At 39.6% G+C, this 17,179-nt stretch carries 16 protein-coding genes; 4 read left to right on the top strand and 12 right to left on the bottom strand.

The features are described from left to right. Positions 1-28 precede the first annotated feature (28 nt). From DDE80_RS04050 to acsA, 7 genes are all read right to left on the bottom strand, one after another. Positions 29-895 carry an IS3 family transposase gene (locus DDE80_RS04050; RefSeq protein WP_235612271.1) on the bottom strand — a complete coding sequence of 289 codons (867 nt, stop codon included), beginning with the start codon at positions 893-895 and terminating at the stop codon, positions 29-31. Next, positions 892-1,419 carry a helix-turn-helix domain-containing protein gene (locus DDE80_RS04045; protein ID WP_108306405.1) on the bottom strand — a complete coding sequence of 176 codons (528 nt, stop codon included), beginning with the start codon at positions 1,417-1,419 and terminating at the stop codon, positions 892-894. The genes DDE80_RS04050 and DDE80_RS04045 overlap by 4 nt, the downstream gene beginning before the upstream one ends. A gap of 74 nt (positions 1,420-1,493) precedes the next feature. Then, on the bottom strand, positions 1,494-2,615 hold the full coding sequence (argD, locus tag DDE80_RS04040) for an acetylornithine transaminase (protein WP_108306404.1): 1,122 nt from the start codon (positions 2,613-2,615) through the stop codon (positions 1,494-1,496). After that, positions 2,616-3,386 carry an acetylglutamate kinase gene (gene argB / locus DDE80_RS04035; RefSeq protein WP_108306403.1) on the bottom strand — a complete coding sequence of 257 codons (771 nt, stop codon included), beginning with the start codon at positions 3,384-3,386 and terminating at the stop codon, positions 2,616-2,618. Further along, entirely contained in the window at positions 3,349-4,560 is a 1,212-nt protein-coding gene (gene argJ / locus DDE80_RS04030) for a bifunctional glutamate N-acetyltransferase/amino-acid acetyltransferase ArgJ (protein WP_108306402.1), read from the bottom strand. Before argJ ends, argB begins: the two co-directional genes overlap by 38 nt. A gap of 51 nt (positions 4,561-4,611) precedes the next feature. Then, complete coding sequence (gene argC / locus DDE80_RS04025) at positions 4,612-5,646, bottom strand: N-acetyl-gamma-glutamyl-phosphate reductase (protein ID WP_201261490.1); 1,035 nt, start codon at positions 5,644-5,646, stop codon at positions 4,612-4,614. Positions 5,647-5,788: 142 nt separating this feature from the next. After that, positions 5,789-7,516 (bottom strand): acetate--CoA ligase, encoded by a 1,728-nt coding sequence (gene acsA, locus DDE80_RS04020; protein ID WP_108306400.1) that lies wholly within the window; start codon positions 7,514-7,516, stop codon positions 5,789-5,791. A 173-nt stretch (positions 7,517-7,689) separates the two neighbouring features. On the opposite strand from acsA, the gene DDE80_RS04015 reads away from it, so the two are divergent. From DDE80_RS04015 to DDE80_RS04005, 3 genes are read left to right on the top strand one after another with little or no spacing between them, the layout of a single operon-like run. Further along, on the top strand, positions 7,690-8,322 hold the full coding sequence (locus DDE80_RS04015) for a GNAT family N-acetyltransferase (RefSeq protein WP_108306399.1): 633 nt from the start codon (positions 7,690-7,692) through the stop codon (positions 8,320-8,322). 30 nt (positions 8,323-8,352) lie between these two features. After that, positions 8,353-9,000 (top strand): CBS and ACT domain-containing protein, encoded by a 648-nt coding sequence (locus tag DDE80_RS04010; protein ID WP_108306398.1) that lies wholly within the window; start codon positions 8,353-8,355, stop codon positions 8,998-9,000. Next, a complete protein-coding gene (locus DDE80_RS04005) occupies positions 9,001-10,155 on the top strand; it encodes an acetoin utilization protein AcuC (protein WP_108306397.1) in 1,155 nt (384 codons plus the stop codon). A gap of 83 nt (positions 10,156-10,238) precedes the next feature. Here the strand turns inward: DDE80_RS04005 and ccpA are convergent, their stop codons facing one another. Together ccpA and DDE80_RS03995 are read right to left on the bottom strand one after the other, a co-directional pair. Then, complete coding sequence (gene ccpA / locus DDE80_RS04000) at positions 10,239-11,237, bottom strand: catabolite control protein A (protein ID WP_108306396.1); 999 nt, start codon at positions 11,235-11,237, stop codon at positions 10,239-10,241. Between the two features lie 154 nt (positions 11,238-11,391). Continuing rightward, positions 11,392-12,477, bottom strand: coding sequence for a bifunctional 3-deoxy-7-phosphoheptulonate synthase/chorismate mutase (locus DDE80_RS03995; protein WP_108306395.1), 1,086 nt, complete (start codon positions 12,475-12,477; stop codon positions 11,392-11,394). A gap of 172 nt (positions 12,478-12,649) precedes the next feature. Between DDE80_RS03995 and DDE80_RS03990 the strand changes: the two genes are divergently transcribed. Beyond that, the gene (locus DDE80_RS03990) at positions 12,650-14,785 is read left to right on the top strand and encodes a cell division FtsA domain-containing protein (RefSeq protein ID WP_108306394.1); all 2,136 of its coding nucleotides are present in this window, start codon (positions 12,650-12,652) and stop codon (positions 14,783-14,785) included. 42 nt (positions 14,786-14,827) lie between these two features. Here the strand turns inward: DDE80_RS03990 and DDE80_RS03985 are convergent, their stop codons facing one another. The 3 genes from DDE80_RS03985 to murC all read right to left on the bottom strand — a co-directional run bounded on the left by DDE80_RS03985 (position 14,828) and on the right by murC (position 17,122). Further along, a complete protein-coding gene (locus tag DDE80_RS03985) occupies positions 14,828-15,232 on the bottom strand; it encodes a YtxH domain-containing protein (protein ID WP_108306393.1) in 405 nt (134 codons plus the stop codon). Between the two features lie 25 nt (positions 15,233-15,257). Then, positions 15,258-15,740: a DUF948 domain-containing protein gene (locus DDE80_RS03980; RefSeq protein WP_108306392.1), complete on the bottom strand. Its 483-nt coding sequence runs from the start codon at positions 15,738-15,740 to the stop codon at positions 15,258-15,260. A gap of 77 nt (positions 15,741-15,817) precedes the next feature. Then, on the bottom strand, positions 15,818-17,122 hold the full coding sequence (murC, locus tag DDE80_RS03975) for a UDP-N-acetylmuramate--L-alanine ligase (protein WP_108306391.1): 1,305 nt from the start codon (positions 17,120-17,122) through the stop codon (positions 15,818-15,820). Positions 17,123-17,179 lie beyond the last annotated feature (57 nt).

Below are 17,179 nucleotides of genomic sequence, written 5' to 3'. Positions count from 1 at the left end.
TAGTGACCCCTTAAAGTTAGAGTTTTTATTATGCAGCTAATTGGCTGGCATGTGTCCGATATTTTATCAGGCTCATGCCGGCCAGTTTTTGTTTAATTCGATCATTGTTGTAGTAATCGATATATTGCTCAATTCTCTTTTGTAACACTTCGTAGGAGACTAATTCTTCCCCGTAATACATTTCCTGTTTTAATAAGCCAAAGAAGTTCTCCATTGCGGCATTGTCTGCACACGTTGCTTTACGAGACATGCTTTGGAAAATCTTGTTCTGCTTTAAGGTTTTGACCCATGATTTATGTTGATAATGCCAGCCTTGATCTGAGTGAATTGTTGTACGATATTCAGCTCGTTCTTGAATGATTGGTAGCGCTTGTTCCAGTGATTTCATGACGAATTCAAGCGTCGGCCTCTTGGACATACTGAAACCGATAATTTCTCCATTATATAAATCCATTAGGGGACTCAAATAAAGTTTCTCACCATTTGTACATTTAAATTCAGTTACGTCAGTCACTAGTTTTTGAAGGGCGTATGGCGTATAGAAACGTCGGTTTAATCGGTTTTTTGCGATTTTTCCAACAGTGCCTTTATAAGATTTATAACGTGATTTACGTCCAAATTTCTCGCATTTCAAATTCAAATCCCGCATAATTCTTTGCACTTTCTTGTGATTAATCGTATAACCTTTCGCCTTTAGCTGTGAGTGAATTCGACGATAGCCATAACGACTTTCATGTTCCTCAAACAGCTCTATTATCAACGTTTTCAAAGCTTGATCTGGATCTGCTTTCGCCATTTGTTTCATGTGATAATGATACGTTGCTTCTGGTAAATCGACACGCTTCAATACATCTTTTAATCGGAATCCTTCTCCTTTGAGTTCAAAGGCAATCACTGCTTGTGCTTTTCGAGGAAGGTATCCGGGTTCTCTCGAAAAGCTTTCAACTTTTTTAAATAGGCGACCTCCAATCGAAGTAGTTCATTTTCACGCTCCAATTGCTCCTCACGTGACATTTCTTTTTCTTTTTTTATTGATGTTGTTTTTGTTTTTTTAGACATAGATGGGCGCCCCTTTGCTTTTTCTTGCAGGCCCTCTATCCCTTCTTTAAGAAATTTACTGTTCCAATTGGCAATTACACTCGGGTTATTCAGCTTAAATTGAATCGCCGTCTCTTGATAAGAAGCACCTGTTTGTTTCATAAAGTGTAATACATCCACTTTGAATTGAACAGAATAAATCGTCTTCTTTTTCTTAACAGCTAATCCTTTACGTCCAAACGCTTTGTAAGCACGTACCCAACGTCTGACTATAGAATGATCAGAAAGTCCGTATTTTTTCGAAACTAATTTCATTCCTAATGAACCTTCTAAATACTCTTGCACAACGCTCCATTTAAATTCTTCACTATATTTAGCCATAAAAAAATCACCCCAAAAAGTTAGTTTTTACTCTAACTTTTGGGGTGCAGCACCCAACAAGGTGGTTTTATTTTTTAGAGTGTTTGAAGAATAGCAATCGCTTCGTCAATTTCTTCTTTTGTTACTGTAAGTGGTGGCACTAAGCGAATGACACCTGGACCCGCTTGGACAACTAATAGCCCTTGTTGCTCTGCTTTTGCCACATAGGCTGCCGCATCACCATTTGGGCAGACAAGCCCTAGCAATAACCCTTCACCTACTACTGTAAACTGTGATAATTTTTCTGTAATTTGTTGCTTAGCATACGCGGATAACTCAGCTACACTTTGTAAAAACGTTTCAGTAAACACCGTATCAATAACAGTTTGAGCTACTGCTACAGCGAGTGGATTACCACCAAATGTTGTACCGTGTGAACCAGGACCTAACGTATCATACATCTCTGCTTTAGCTAAAATAGCGCCAATTGGGAAACCGCCACCTAATCCTTTTGCTAAAGAGACAATATCGGGCTTTAGTGCAGTATATTCAAACGCATAGCGCTTACCTGTACGCGCAATCCCTGTTTGCACTTCGTCAACAATAACTAAAATACCATGTTCTTTACTCACTTCATTGATTGCAGCAATAAATTCTTCTGTCGCTACGTTAACGCCGCCTTCACCTTGAATAACTTCTAACATAATGGCTCCGACTGTGTCATCTGCCGCTTGCTTTAAGGCTGCAACGTCGTTAAATGGAATCGTCGTAAATTTATCTACAAGTGGGCCAAAACCTTGTTTTACTTTATCTTGCCCTGTTGCCGCCATTGTTGCATACGTACGACCGTGGAACGACTTTTCAAATGTAATAATATGATGTTTACCAGAATGCTTTCGTGCAAGCTTAATTGCCGCTTCATTTGCTTCAGCACCGCTATTACAAAATAGTGCATGTGCAAGATGTGTATCTTTAACTAGCGAAGCACCTAATTTTTCTTGTTCTGGGCTTGCAAATAAATTAGACACATGCCAAAGCTTCTCACTTTGTTGTTGCAATGCTTTTACGAGCAATGGATTAGCATGTCCTAGCGTTAGTACTGCAATACCGCTTGTAAAATCTAAATAACGTTTCCCTGTATCATCCCACACTTCTGTCCCTTGCCCTTTTACGAGATGTACGGGGCGACGACCGTAGTTATTAAATAATACTGTCATTTATTTTCCCTCACTTTTAATAATGGTGCCAGTTAAAGCTGCACCTACAATTTGTACAGTCGGAATGCCTGCTTGTAAGCAAGTTAGTGCGCCTTGCACTTTCGGTATCATTCCTCCGTAAATATCTTCAGATGCAATCCATGCATTAATCATCTGTGGTGTTACCTCATCTTGGTATTGTTCTTGAATACGAATACCGTCAACATCCGTTACTAACAGTAAGCTTTTAGCATTAACAGCTAAGGCGACTTCACTCGCTACTGTATCACCATTAATATTAAGCGCTTGACCTTCTGTCGTTGTTGCTACGCAAGCAATAACCGGCACAATACCTGCTTCAATTAAACGATCTAGTAAGTTTGTATTAATTTGTTTCACTTCACCAACAAAACCGTATGTTGCTTCATCTAAATAATCAGCGAGTAAAAGCTGACTATCAAAGCCATTTAAACCAACAGCCGTAATACCTGCTTGTGTAAGTTCATGGACAAGACTCGGGTTAACAATACCGATTAATGTTGATTGCACAACATCAATGGCCGCTTCACTCGTCACACGAATACCTTCTACTGTATAAGAAGTGATATTTTGCGCCTCTAGCGTACGATTAATGGCTGGTCCACCACCATGCGTAATAATTAAATCATATTGTTGTTGTAGCTTTTTAAAATTTTTAAAAAATTCCTCTGTTAAGCCTTCAAGAGTACTTCCCCCTAGCTTAATTACCATTCGCTCACGAACGGTATGAGGCGTTGATTTGAACGTAGTCATAAGTTAAGTCGCACCCCCATGCTAAGCCGCTTCCTTCACCTTGGCCTAAAGAAACGTCAATTTTCACTTCATGTTGTTTTAAAATTTGCATAAGCTCTTCTTCCGAAAATGGCACTGGCTCGCCGTCTTCTACTAAAAGCTTACCACCAATTTTAATCGCAATCTTATCCGGGTCTACGCTTGCCCCGCTATAACCTACAGCAGCGATAACGCGTCCCCAGTTAGCATCTGCACCAAAGACAGCTGTTTTTACGAGAGGAGAGCCTACTACTGTTTTCGCAACTTTGCGCGCTTCTTCATCCGTTAACGCTTGCACGACATTGACTTCGATTAGCTTTGTGGCACCTTCTCCATCTTTAGCAATCATTTTAGCTAAATCCTCTGCTACCACTTGTAGCGTTTTATAAAAGTTTGCCCAGTCTGGATGTGTTGGTGTTAAAGGTTCATTTCCTGCTAAACCGTTTGCCATAATAACGACTGAGTCATTCGTCGATGTATCGCCATCTACTGTGATTGCATTAAATGTTACATCTGTTAATGAAGAGAGTGTTTGTTGCAATACTTCAGAAGAAATATTTGCATCGGTTGTAATAAAGCCAAGCATTGTTGCCATATTTGGTTCAATCATACCAGAACCTTTAGCTGTGCCAGCGATAATTACTTCCTTTCCATCTACAATTGTAGAATAGGCAGTATTTTTCATTACCGTATCAGTCGTTAAAATCGCTTGGGCAAAATCAATAGCACTCTCGAGTGAATCTTGTAAATCTAATTTAGCTACACCTTGACGTACAGGCGCCATATTCATAATTTCACCGATGACACCTGTAGAAAAAACACCGACTAAATTAGCATCAATAGCTAGTTTATCAGCAGTAAGCTGTTGCATTTCTTCTGCATCAACCTTACCTTGTTTCCCCGTGCAAGCATTCGCATTACCAGAGTTAACGATTAATGCTTGCATCTGTTTTGTTTCATATACTACCTTTTTTGTAACGCCTAGTGGTGCTGCTTGAATCGCATTCGTTGTAAATACACCCGCTACACTGGCAGGCACTTCACTTACTAACATTGCTAAGTCTTTTTTCTTATGTTTAAGCCCACAGTGTAAGCCTGCCGCTTTAAAACCTTTTGGTGATACGAGATTCTTCGTTGATAGTTTTGTCATTATCATAATATTCCCTCCTAGAATAGGTAAGCACCTCGCATAAAGCGAGGCGCTTAGTTAAATAAATAGCGGCACAACATCTAAACCAGTCATTTGATTGAAACCAAATTGCACATTCATATTTTGAATCGCTTGACCAGCAGCGCCTTTTACTAAATTGTCAATTACGCTTACAATCGTCGCACGGTTTGTACGAGGATCAACTTTAACAAACATGTCGCAATAGTTTGAACCTTTCACGCGTCCTGTACTAATAGCATTTGCATCTTGTACTACACGTACAAATGGGTGATTTTTATAAGTAGCTTGTAAACACTCATACAGTTGCTGTTCGCTAACATTTGGCATAACCGGCGCATAAGCTGTCGTTAAAATACCACGTGTCATCGGTACGAGATGCGTATTAAATGTAATCGTTGCATCTGCTCCTGCAAACATTTTAATCGCTTGTTCAATTTCAGGAATATGCTGATGTTCATTCGTTTTATATATCGAGAACCCTTCATTAGCTTCACTAAAATGCGTCCCTTGCGAAGGCTTATTACCAGCCCCAGAAATCCCGCTTTTAGCATCTACAATAAGGTAGCTTGGATCGATTAGTTTATGTTTAATTAATGGTAAAACAGAAAGCAAAGTAGCCGTTGGGTAACAACCAGGGTTAGCAATTAATGCAGCGTCTTTTACTGCTGTTGCATTCCATTCAGTTAAACCATAAACACTTTGCGCTACCGCTTTAGCGTCAGCAGCTGGTTTGTTATACCACTTTTCATATAATGCGCTATCCTTCAGCCGGAAGTCACCCGATAAATCAATCAGCTTCGGACCTTTTCCGATTAACGAAGGCATAAGTTTACTTGCAACGCCTGCTGGTGTACTCGTAAATACAACATCCAACTCAGCTAGTACATCATTGTCTATTTTTTGCAAAGTATGGTCAACAATATGTGTTAAGTGACCAAATTTTTGTGAGAATGACACGCCTTCTTCGGATGAAGTAAATAAGTGTAATTCTGCCATCTCTTTATGATTGTGCAAGAAACGGATAAGTTCTAAACCACCGTATCCTGTAGCTCCAATAATTCCAACTTTCATTTTCTTCACCTCTGAAATGTGTTAAACCTAGTATAAGTCTGTATAAATATTAAGTCAACCGCATTTTTATTTATTTTTATACAATTCTTTATCGTTTAACAAAAAAAGCTTACTCGCATATTCATGCAAGTAAGCTGTATGTTTAATCTTCCATAGTAGATAAGTCGCCTGTTGGAAGGTCGAGTTCCCAAGCTTTTAACACACGACGCATAATTTTACCACTTCGCGTCTTCGGTAACTTATCCTTGAATTCAATCTCACGTGGTGCCGCATGGGCAGCTAAACCTGTTTTTACAAATGTGCGAATATCTTCTATTAAAGCTTCACTTGGTTCTACACCTTCGCGCAACGCAATAAACGCTTTAATAATTTCGCCACGCACAGGGTCCGGCTTACCAATTACCCCTGCCTCTAATACATCCGGATGTTCAAGTAGTTTACTTTCTACTTCGAAAGGTCCTACACGTTCACCAGCTGTCATAATGACATCATCTACGCGTCCCTGGAACCAGAAGTAACCATCCCCATCCATATAAGCAGAGTCCCCTGACACATACCACTCACCTTTTAAGAAGTAAGAATCATAACGCTCTTGGTTACCCCAAATCTCACGCATCATAGCAGGCCATCCACGGCGAATAGCTAAGTTACCCATCGTATAAGGCTTAACTTCTTCGCCTTGGTCATCAACAATTGTCGCATACACACCTGGTAATGGTTTTCCCATCGAACCAGGCTTGATTGCCATTGACGGGTAGTTACAAATCATATGTGCACCTGTTTCGGTCATCCACCACGTATCATGAATGCGGTGACCTAGCTCATTAATTCCCCAACGAATAACTTCGGGATTAAGGGGCTCTCCAACAGATAACACATGGCGTAGCGCACTTAAATCATAGCGTTCGAGCAAACCTTGCCCTGCTCCCATTAGCATACGGAATGCCGTTGGTGCGCTATACCATACCGTTACGTTATAACGGTCTAACGCACCATACCAAGCTTCAGGTGAGAATCTCCCGCCCACCACGAGCATTGTGACACCATTTAGCCAAGGACCAAAGATGCCATAAGAGGTACCCGTTACCCAACCAGGGTCCGCTGTACACCAATAAATGTCATCATCGCGTAGGTCGAGTACCCATTGAGACGATTGGTATTGTTGTAACATTGCATTATGCACATGAAGTACGCCCTTAGGTGTACCTGTCGAGCCAGAAGTATAATGCAAAATCATGCCATCTTCGCAGTCTACCCATACGACATCAAAATGCTTACTTGCTGTTGTCATTTGCTTTGTTAAATCCACAATTTTTTCAGATTCTTCAATGTCATCCCCTACAAGAAAAACCTTTTCAATTTGTGGTAATTTATCTAGTGGTACGCGCTGCAATAATTCTTTTGTTGTCACTAAAACTTTTGCGTCACTGTCATCGAGGCGGTCATAGACGGCAGCTTCCATAAAAGCTTCGAATAAAGGACCTACAATAACACCTAGTTTCAATGCACCAAGCAGTGTAAAATAAAGCTCTGGCGAACGTGGCATGTAAATAAATAAACGGTCACCCTTATCAAGTGTTGTCATTTGTCGCAATACATTTGCCACTTGATTTGTTTTCATCTTCATATCATTAAACGTATAAGCTTCTCGTCGTTTGCCGTCATCAAAATAAAGTGCAACTTTATTTTTGCGATAAGTCGAGGTATGACGGTCAATAGCTTCATGCGCCATATTAAGTTGGCCTGTCGTATACCAGCTAAATTGCTTTTCGGTATCTTCCCAATTATGAGTCTGTGCTACAGCTTCATAGTCTGGTAATAAATAATCCCCTGCTTTTGCTTTTAATTTCTCCACTTCTGTTGCTTGCATTTGTATTTCCCCCTTTGTTATATAACAGAATATTTACTATTCTATCATTACCACCTTTCAATTATCTTAAAATTTACACTTTTTAAAAACTTTATGTATATTTCGCAAAAAATAGCGTATTTTCGCATAATATCCGTTATAATGAGTTTATAAAATTCAGGTGGTGTTTGATAATGGAGCATAAAAAAACATTTTACTCAATCGAAAAAGAAACAAAACATGGTACTGTTATTGTAGAAGGTCCTGTCAGCCCAGAAGATTTAGCTACCTATACTTTTCATGAAGGCCTTGTCGCTTTTCGATTACCAAAGCAACAACATGAAGCCATTATTGGTATTGCAAAATTAGAAGAAGGACGCATTATTATTATGCGTAATAAAGATATCATTGTCGGCTATGTCACATATTTATATCCTGACCCACAAGAGCGTTGGGCTGAAGATCCTATTCCTAATATGATTGAACTAGGTGCCATCGAAGTAATTAAAGAATACCGCGGCACTGGCGCAGGTAAAGCGTTGCTTGAAGTTTCGTTTATGGGAGACGAAATGGAAGACTATTTAGTGATGACGACTGAGTATTATTGGCACTGGGATTTAAAAGGTACTGGATTAAATGTATGGGATTACCGTAAAATGATGGAAAGGATGATGAGTACGCAAGGATTTGAATATTATGCAACAGACGATCCTGAAATTACTTCGCATCCTGCCAACTGCTTAATGGCACGTGTGGGGAAACGTGTAGAACAAGATACATTAGAGCGCTTCGATAAATTACGCTTTGCGAGTCGCTTTATGTATTAGCAGTACGATTATACAAAGGGAGATGTTAACATGTTAGTCGAACAAATTATGAATAGCGCGCCGTATACGTTAACAAAAGAACATACGATACGAGATGCTATGAAATTAATGCGCGAGAAAAAAATTCGTCATATTCCTATTATTACAGCGCAGCGTGAAGTTATTGGGGTAGTAACACAACGCGATTTAAAAGAGGCACTACCTTCTTCTTTAGAGCCAAATGAACGTGAACACTTGCTAGATGTTACCGTAGATCAGTTTATGATTAAAAATCCTATTATGGCGCACCCTCTCGACACCGTAGAAGATTTGGCCTTAACTTTTTATGACACTAAAGTCGGCTGCTTACCTGTCATTTCAAACGGTGAGCTTGTAGGCATTGTAACGACTACCGACTTACTCTATACGTATGTAGAATTAACAGGCGCTCATCAACCAGGCTCCAAAATCGAAATTCGTATCGAGGACGTGCCTGGTACATTAGCGCATATTACACAAATTATGGCGAGTACTAATACTAATGTGCAAAGCGTACTCGTTTATCCTGATGAGAAAAGTGAAAACCATCGTGTATTATCCATTCGTGTACAAACCGTAAATCCTATTGAATTGATTGAAGCATTACTAAAAGAGGGCTTTGATGTACTCGGCCCTCAATATCCTGGTGTGGAATTTTAAATGAAAAAAGCAGTTTTTGTTTACTCACCTGAACAATTAGGCTATAAATTTTCAGATACACATCCTTTCAATCATAAAAGACTTACGTTAACGATGGATTTATTAAAAAATAGTAATGCCTTAGATGACGCTGCAATCATTCCTGCACGCGTAGCAACAGATGAAGAATTGCTTCTTGCACATGAAGCAAAATACATCGAAATTGTTAAAAAAGCTGGACATGGGGAGTTGCTAGAAAATCAAGGCGAGCCTTATGGCATTGGCACAGAAGACACGCCTATTTTTGAAAATATGCATGAAGCAAGTGCACAGTTAGTAGGTGGTACTTTAACAGCTGTAGACGCTGTCATGACGGGTATGGCAGAACATGCATTAAACCTAGGTGGTGGGCTACATCACGGCTTTCAAGGACGCGCATCCGGCTTTTGTATTTACAATGATAGTACGGTTGCCATCAAATACTTACAAGAAAAGTACGGAGCACGCGTGCTCTATGTAGACACTGATGCTCATCACGGTGATGGTGTACAATGGAGTTTTTATGACGATCCTAACGTTTGTACATTATCGATTCATGAAACAGGAAGATATTTATTTCCTGGGACAGGCAATATTACAGAACGTGGAAGTGGAGCGGGCTATGGTACATCCTTTAATTTTCCAATTGATGCCTTTACCGAAGATGAGAGCTTCCTTACTATTTATGAACAGGCAATGCGTGAAGTATTTGAATTTTTCAAACCTGATGTTGTACTAACACAAAATGGAGCAGATGCTCACTTCTTTGATCCATTAACCCACCTATATGGGACAATGAATATTTATCAAGAGATTCCAAAGCTCGCTCACAAACTAGCGCATGAATACTGCGATGGTAAATGGATTGCGGTAGGTGGCGGTGGTTATGATATTTGGCGCGTAGTACCTCGCGCGTGGTCACTTATTTGGACCGAAATGACCGATCAGCCGATGCCGACTGGTTCCTTACCACAAGCTTGGTTGGATCGCTGGCAACCAGAATCTCCTGTACCACTCATCCCTACATGGGAAGATCCATCACCACTTTATGAGGCGATTCCGCGCAAAGCTGAAATCGAAGAAAAAAACGCTATGATGCTCGATAAAGCACTACATATTATTCGTAGCACAAAATAATAAAAGCGCATGGCATCCTACTATTCATCAGGAAGCTATGCGCCTTTTATTTTAACATTCAAAGACTTTGCCGCATCACCTCTTTATTTTTTTGTTGAGTCTCGCCATTCAATACGGTAAGGTAAGATAACCGTTTGCTCTTCGATTTCTTCCTTGTTCATAAACTTTGTTAATAGACGCATAGCCACAGCACCTATATCATAGAGCGGCAGTACAATACTTGTTAATTTAGGGCGAACCATCTGTGCAAGCTTTGTGTCTTCACAGCTCATAACTTCTACTTCATTTGGTACATGTCTATTATTATCTTGTAAACCGTGAATAATACCTAAGGCGATTTCATCGCTTCCTGCTAAATACGCTGTAGGTTCGATTGTTTGTTGCACCATCTTTTCGACAGCTGTAATCGCGCCCTCATAGCCTGTAGTAACTGACGTAACGAGCTGTTCATGATAAGGTCTACCTGCATCAGCTAAAGCTTTTTGGTATGCTTCTACTTTGTAAATACGATTGATTGTATACGTCTCTGGCCCAACGATTAAGGCTACATTTTCGTTATTCTGTAATAATAACGAAGTCGCTTCATACACCGCATCAAAATAATTAATATTTACGGAAGGTATCGTTTCTGTTTCGTCTACAGAACCCGCAAGTACAATAGGTACAGGCGAAGCTTCCATCGCTTGTTTAACCGCTTTTGTAACCTCATCTGTCATTAATACGATGCCATCAACTTGCTTGCCTAACATCGTGTCAATTACACGTAAGAGTGTCGCTTCTTTTTGGTCTGTATTAGCCAAAAAGATATTATAATTATACATTGTTGCAATATCTTCAATGCCTCGGACAAGTTCTGCATAAATACTGTTTGAAATATCCGGTATAATTACCCCTACAGTAGTCGTTTTTTTACTAGCAAGTCCTCTAGCAACTGCATTTGGTCGATAACCTAGGCGCTCAATTACTTCTAATACGCGCTTGCGTGTAGCTGGTTTAACATTAGGATTGCCATTTACTACGCGCGACACCGTTGCCATTGATACGCTAGCTTCTCTTGCGACATCATAAATTGTGACTGTCATTGTTTAACGCCCTCCAATTCTTCTCTTAATCATACGCTATAGTAAATCTTTTTTTCAACATTGAAGCTAAATTTTCACTGCACTTCAGTAAAAAAAGAGAAACCGCAATAAAGCGACTTCTCCCCCTGTTATATCGTCAATTTATTTTATCTGCTTACGCGTTTACTTCGTGCGTTTTCATAAATTGATTAATGGATTTGTAGAAGGCATCAAATGTTGGTATATCCATTTGCTGCTGCGAATCTGATAGTGCGATTGATGGATCAGGATGCACTTCAGCCATAACACCGTCAGCACCAATAGCAATCGCTGCCTTAGCACACGGTAATAATAAATCACGACGTCCTGTTGAATGTGTTACGTCTACAAATACTGGTAAATGTGTTTCTTGTTTTAAAATAGGAACTGCCGAAATATCTAATGTGTTACGCGTCGCTTTTTCATAAGTACGAATACCACGCTCACATAAAATGATGTTTTCATTCCCTTTAGACATAATGTATTCTGCCGCATGAATAAACTCATCAATTGTTGCAGCAAGACCACGCTTAAGTAATACAGGTTTATTTGTTGCACCTGCCGCCTTTAATAATTCAAAGTTTTGCATATTACGCGCACCAATTTGAATAACGTCAATGTAATCTAATGCTTCGTCTAAATGCGCAGGCGTTACAATCTCAGCAATTACGCCTAAATCATATTCATCTGATACACGTTTCAAAATTTTCAGACCTTCAAGGCCAAGCCCTTGGAAGTCATACGGAGATGTACGTGGCTTGTATGCGCCACCGCGAATTAATTTCTCACCTTTAGCTTTTATAGACTGTGCTACGGCTGCTACTTGTTCGTAAGACTCTACGGCACACGGACCGAAAATGAATGAAGGTTTACCGTCACCAATTTTCTCACCGTTTACATCAATGATTGTATCGACTGGCTTTTGTTTACGTGATACTAATAGTTCTTTTTTCTTTTCAGCTTCTAATTGCTTTAATGCTGTCTTGAAGATTTGTTTAAAAATATAATCAACCGTCATTTGGTTTAATGGACCATTATTATGCTCTTTAATTAAATCTAGCATATGGCGCTCGCGTAGTGGGTCATAACGATGTACGCCCTGCTTTTCTTTAATTTTGCCAATCTCATTTACTACTGCAGCGCGCTCATTAATTAAGCGTAAAATCTCTAGGTTTAGGTCATCAATTTGACCGCGTAAACCATCTAAATCTTGTTGACTCATATTCTTTCCCCTCTCTCCAACTGTCAGACTCTTTCAGAAGTCTGAAAACTATGTTACATTTTATTGAATACATTTATTATAATCAATATAGCACAGAATGTCACGCAAAACATTTTAGCAGTTTAAACCACTAAAGTGTTATTCGTAAGTTATAGAAAGGAAGCGGTTTCATTTGTCTACAAAATTATTCGCACTCGACATCGGTACACGCTCCGTTGTCGGTATTATTTTAGAAGAAGCGAATGACACATATCATGTTGCAGATATTATTGTAAAAGAACATAAAGAGCGCGCAATGGTGGATGGGCAAATTCATAATGTTATTTATGTTGCATCATTAATTGCCGAAATTAAACAAACACTCGAAGAAAAGCACGGCCCTCTTACAAAAGTAAGTGTAGCAGCTGCAGGGCGATCACTTAAAACAGAGACAGCTACAATAAGCGTCAATATTCGTAACCGCGCTATTTTTACTGAAGAAGATATTAACCGCTTAGAACTACAAGCTGTTCAACAAGCTCAGCAACAGCTCGTTCAACAACGTGAAGATACAAAGACCTCACACTATTACTGTGTAGGTTACTCCGTTTTGCATTATCGTTTAGATAATGAAACAATTGGTAGCTTGCTTGATCAACAAGGTGAAGAAGCTACCGTAGAAGTTATCGCTACATTTTTGCCACGGGTAGTAGTAGAATCTTTAATCGCCGCCTTAAAACGTGCCGACTTAGAAATGGATGCTCTCACACTCGAGCCTATCGCTGCGATTAACGTGCTCATTCCGCAAACGATGCGCAGGTTAAATGTCGCGCTCGTTGATATTGGCGCAGGGACATCAGATATTGCGATTACGGATCAAAATACAGTTGTTGCTTATGGCATGGTACCCACAGCCGGTGATGAAATTACAGAAGCACTAAGCGATAACTACTTACTGGACTTTCCTGTCGCAGAGCATATCAAAAGACAACTCGCTACAGAAGACATTATCGTTATGCAAGATATTTTAGGCTTTGATCAACAGTATACGAAAGAAGAAATTTTACAAACTGTATTGCCTACTGTGCAACAACTAGCCGAGGCAATTGGTCAAGAAATTTTACAGCTTAATAATAATGTACCGCCTAAAGCAATTATGCTAGTAGGCGGCGGTAGTTTGACGCCAGAGCTCCCTACGCTCTTAAGTGAAGCATTAGCACTGCCTGCTAATCGCATTGCTGTGCGGAGTATTGACGCAATCCCTACAATTACTCGTGAAGCTCATATCGAAGCTACCCCTGAACTTGTCACACCTATTGGTATCGCAATTGCGGCTAAAAAAATGCCAATTCAATACATGTCACTCACAGTGAATGGCCAAATTGTGCGCTTATTTGAAGTGAAAGAAATGACCGTTGGTGACGCCATGCTTGCCGCAAATATTAAAGCTAAACAACTGTTCGGCAAACCTGGTGCAGCATTAGCAGTAACCGTTAATGGTCAAGACATTTTCATTCCAGGTGAACACGGTCAACCCGCTACAATTTTACTAAACGGAGAAGTTGCTTCCACAAAAACACGCATCACTTCTCACGATGAAATTACTATTATTGATGGTAAAGACGGCAAATCTGCAACCGCAACATTGCGTGATATGCTAGATGATATTACACCTATTACGATTACAATTGAAAACAAGACCTATACATTGCAACCACGCATTACCGTAAACGAAAAAGTTGTGCCGTTACAAACGCGTTTACAAGACCGTGATACGATACAGTATAGCGTCGCACAAACAGTGGAGGATGCACTGCTTTATAGTGAGCAAACACATTTGCGCGAGCGGTTACGTAGTTTCTCTCTATTCATTGATCATAAACCGATGCACTTCCCTACTTTCTCTGCAGAGTTGCGGGTAAATGATAAACCCGCGAAATTAAGCTATCCTATTAAAGATGGGGATACGATTTCTTTACGTCAAGAAACGATGCCAAGCATTGCGATGATTGCCGACGAAATCGGTACACGCTTAGTAGAGAGCATTACCGTAACATTTCAAGGGCAATTAATTACCTTAGAAAAAATTGAAAACGAAGCTCATATGAATGGTGTTGTTAGCACACCTGAAACAGTCGTGACGAACGGCTCTCAATTAACATTTATCCCACGAGAAACATCACCTTTTATTTTCCAAGACGTTTTTCGCTTTTCTGATTGGCAGTTACCTGCTACAGCTACTAGCTTTAAAGTACTACGGAATAATGAAGAGGTTGGTTTTGATAGTTTAATTTTCGGCGGCGATACATTAACGATTACTTTTGAATAAAAAATGCCCAAAGTGCGCGTGCACTTTGGGCATTTTTATTAGTTATGCTTGTGGTAAATCATCAAGTGGCTCTTCGCCTTCGACGGATACAGTGCCGTCATCTGACGGTAGCTTATCGGCCTTTAATGTTTTTACTTTATCCACGAGCTGCGTAGTTTGTTCTTGCAACTGTTGAGAAAGTTGTGTCGTCTTATCTTTTGCAGAAGTAGACAAGGCAAGGCTTTTATCTTTTAAGCTAAGAGCTTGCGTAGCAACATCGTCGCGTAATTCACTGCCTGCTTTAGGCGCTACAAGTAAACCAATAGCTGCGCCAATAACACCACCGACTACAGCACCAACGACAAATTCTTTCATCGTGCTACATGATTCATAAATCACTTGTTCCTCTTTGTAAACTTGTGGTAAATCTTTTTTTACTACATTATAATTTGGCTTTTGTTCAGTCATACAACTACACCCCTTTGTGTGTTAGTTACTTCTTGCGCTTCCAAAAACGCTTTTTCGGCGTTCCTTCTGCTTTAACTGTCGTAATTTGGACTTCATCCGCTTTACGCTCTTTCCATTTATCTGCAATACCCATTGCTACATTGCTCCATTGTACAACTTGAGCAATTTGATCTTTATTTGTTTCCACGCTAGATGCTACAGACGATGTAATGCGCTGTACCGAATTGTTTAAACCATTTACTGACTCACCAATGCCCTTAACAGCACCGACTACAGTGTTAAGTTGTTGTGATTTGTCTTGGATATCTTCAGCAAGTGAATTTGTTTTTTCTAATAAGAATGTTGTCTCACGTGTGATACCTTGCATTTGACCTTCAATATCACCTAATACTTTTGTTAACTCTTTTACCGTATCTTTAACAGTAAATAATGTCATGCCTAAACTAACACATAAGATTAGAAAAGCAACGGCTGCAACTAATGCTGCAACATATAATACGATTTCCATACGAATAACCTCCTACTAGTAGTTTTATTTAGATTTACGCATATGTACTTAAATTCGACACGCGCAAAGAAATCCCTTTAATTATTTTGCAATAATTGTTCAAATGCTTTTTGGAACTTATTAACGTCACCAGCACCCATAAATAAAAATACGGCATCTTGATGTTTAGCGAGTACATCGATATGTTCTACCGACAATGACTCAGCACCTTCAATTAAATTAATTAAATCAGAGATTGTTAACTCACCTTGTTGCTCACGAGCAGAGCCAAAAATATCACATAAATAAGCTTTGTCAGCCTGTGCTAAACTATCCGCAAATTGCTGTAAAAACTTTTGCGTACGTGTAAATGTATGTGGTTGAAATACAGCAATCACTTCTTTATCCGGGAATTTTTGTCGGGCTGATTGAAGCGTCGCATTAATTTCTGTTGGGTGATGAGCATAATCATCTATAAGAATAGTATGCCCGATTGTCGTTTGTGTAAAACGTCGTTTAACACCGCCGTAAGTTGATAAACGGGCTTGTACAATCTCAGCTGGAATATTTTCATAGTGGCATAACGAAATGACCGCTAACGTGTTGAGAACGGTGTGATCACCGTACAGCGGAATATGGAACGTATAATAAAAGTCATTGCGTAAGTACACATCAAAAGTTGTACCATCAGTAGTCTTTTTAATATTACGCGCTTGGAAATCATTCGATTCACTAAAGCCATAATACACTACAGGCACGTTCGCTTGAATTTTTTGTAATTGCTCGTCATCGCCACAAGCAATAATCGCTTTGCTTACTTGATGGGCTAATGATTGAAATGCATCAAATACATCATCAATGTCTGCGAAATAATCAGGGTGATCAAAATCAATATTTGTCATAATCGCATAATCTGAATGATACGCTAAAAAGTGACGGCGATATTCACATGCTTCTAGCACAAAGAAAGATGCATCGCTATGACCTACGCCAGTACCATCTCCAATTAAATAAGATGTTGGCTTATAGCCTCCTAAAACATGTGACAGTAGTCCTGTCGTTGATGTTTTACCATGTGCACCTGTTACAGCAACAGAAACATAGCGATTAATATACTCACCTAAAAATTTATGATAACGGATTACTTCTACGCCTAACTCTTTAGCACGTACCAGCTCTGGGTGATCGTCTGGGAATGCATTACCCGCAATAATTGTCATACCCGCTTTAATATTATCCTCATTAAATGGCAGGACCGTAATATTACGTTCATGTAACGGTGCCTCTGTAAAAAAGTATTTTTCAATATCAGATCCCTGCACTTGTTCCCCTGCATCATGTAAAATTTGCGCGAGTGAACTCATGCCAGAACCTTTAATTCCTGTAAAGTGAAAAAGTGTCATTATTTAAACCCCCTGGGATAACTACATCCCTTAATAAACGAAGTAAACTGTGCAAGT

Origin of the sequence: Metalysinibacillus jejuensis (assembly GCF_003057615.1) — a bacterium.
Classification (GTDB): Bacteria; Bacillota; Bacilli; order Bacillales_A; family Planococcaceae; genus Metalysinibacillus; species Metalysinibacillus jejuensis.
This window is presented reverse-complemented; position numbering and strand designations above follow the sequence as displayed.

Coding starts and splice junctions, on each gene's coding strand:
- argC (WP_201261490.1), bottom strand. CDS start 5,646: ATGAAAGTTGGAATTATTGGAGCTACAGGATACGGTGGTTTAGAACTT.
- ccpA (WP_108306396.1), bottom strand. CDS start 11,237: ATGACAGTCACAATTTATGATGTCGCAAGAGAAGCTAGCGTATCAATG.
- DDE80_RS03985 (WP_108306393.1), bottom strand. CDS start 15,232: ATGACTGAACAAAAGCCAAATTATAATGTAGTAAAAAAAGATTTACCA.
- DDE80_RS03980 (WP_108306392.1), bottom strand. CDS start 15,740: ATGGAAATCGTATTATATGTTGCAGCATTAGTTGCAGCCGTTGCTTTT.
- murC (WP_108306391.1), bottom strand. CDS start 17,122: ATGACACTTTTTCACTTTACAGGAATTAAAGGTTCTGGCATGAGTTCA.
- argD (WP_108306404.1), bottom strand. CDS start 2,615: ATGACAGTATTATTTAATAACTACGGTCGTCGCCCCGTACATCTCGTA.
- argJ (WP_108306402.1), bottom strand. CDS start 4,560: ATGATAATGACAAAACTATCAACGAAGAATCTCGTATCACCAAAAGGT.
- DDE80_RS04015 (WP_108306399.1), top strand. CDS start 7,690: ATGGAGCATAAAAAAACATTTTACTCAATCGAAAAAGAAACAAAACAT.
- acsA (WP_108306400.1), bottom strand. CDS start 7,516: ATGCAAGCAACAGAAGTGGAGAAATTAAAAGCAAAAGCAGGGGATTAT.
- argB (WP_108306403.1), bottom strand. CDS start 3,386: ATGACTACGTTCAAATCAACGCCTCATACCGTTCGTGAGCGAATGGTA.
- DDE80_RS04045 (WP_108306405.1), bottom strand. CDS start 1,419: ATGGCTAAATATAGTGAAGAATTTAAATGGAGCGTTGTGCAAGAGTAT.
- DDE80_RS03995 (WP_108306395.1), bottom strand. CDS start 12,477: ATGAGTCAACAAGATTTAGATGGTTTACGCGGTCAAATTGATGACCTA.
- DDE80_RS04005 (WP_108306397.1), top strand. CDS start 9,001: ATGAAAAAAGCAGTTTTTGTTTACTCACCTGAACAATTAGGCTATAAA.
- DDE80_RS04010 (WP_108306398.1), top strand. CDS start 8,353: ATGTTAGTCGAACAAATTATGAATAGCGCGCCGTATACGTTAACAAAA.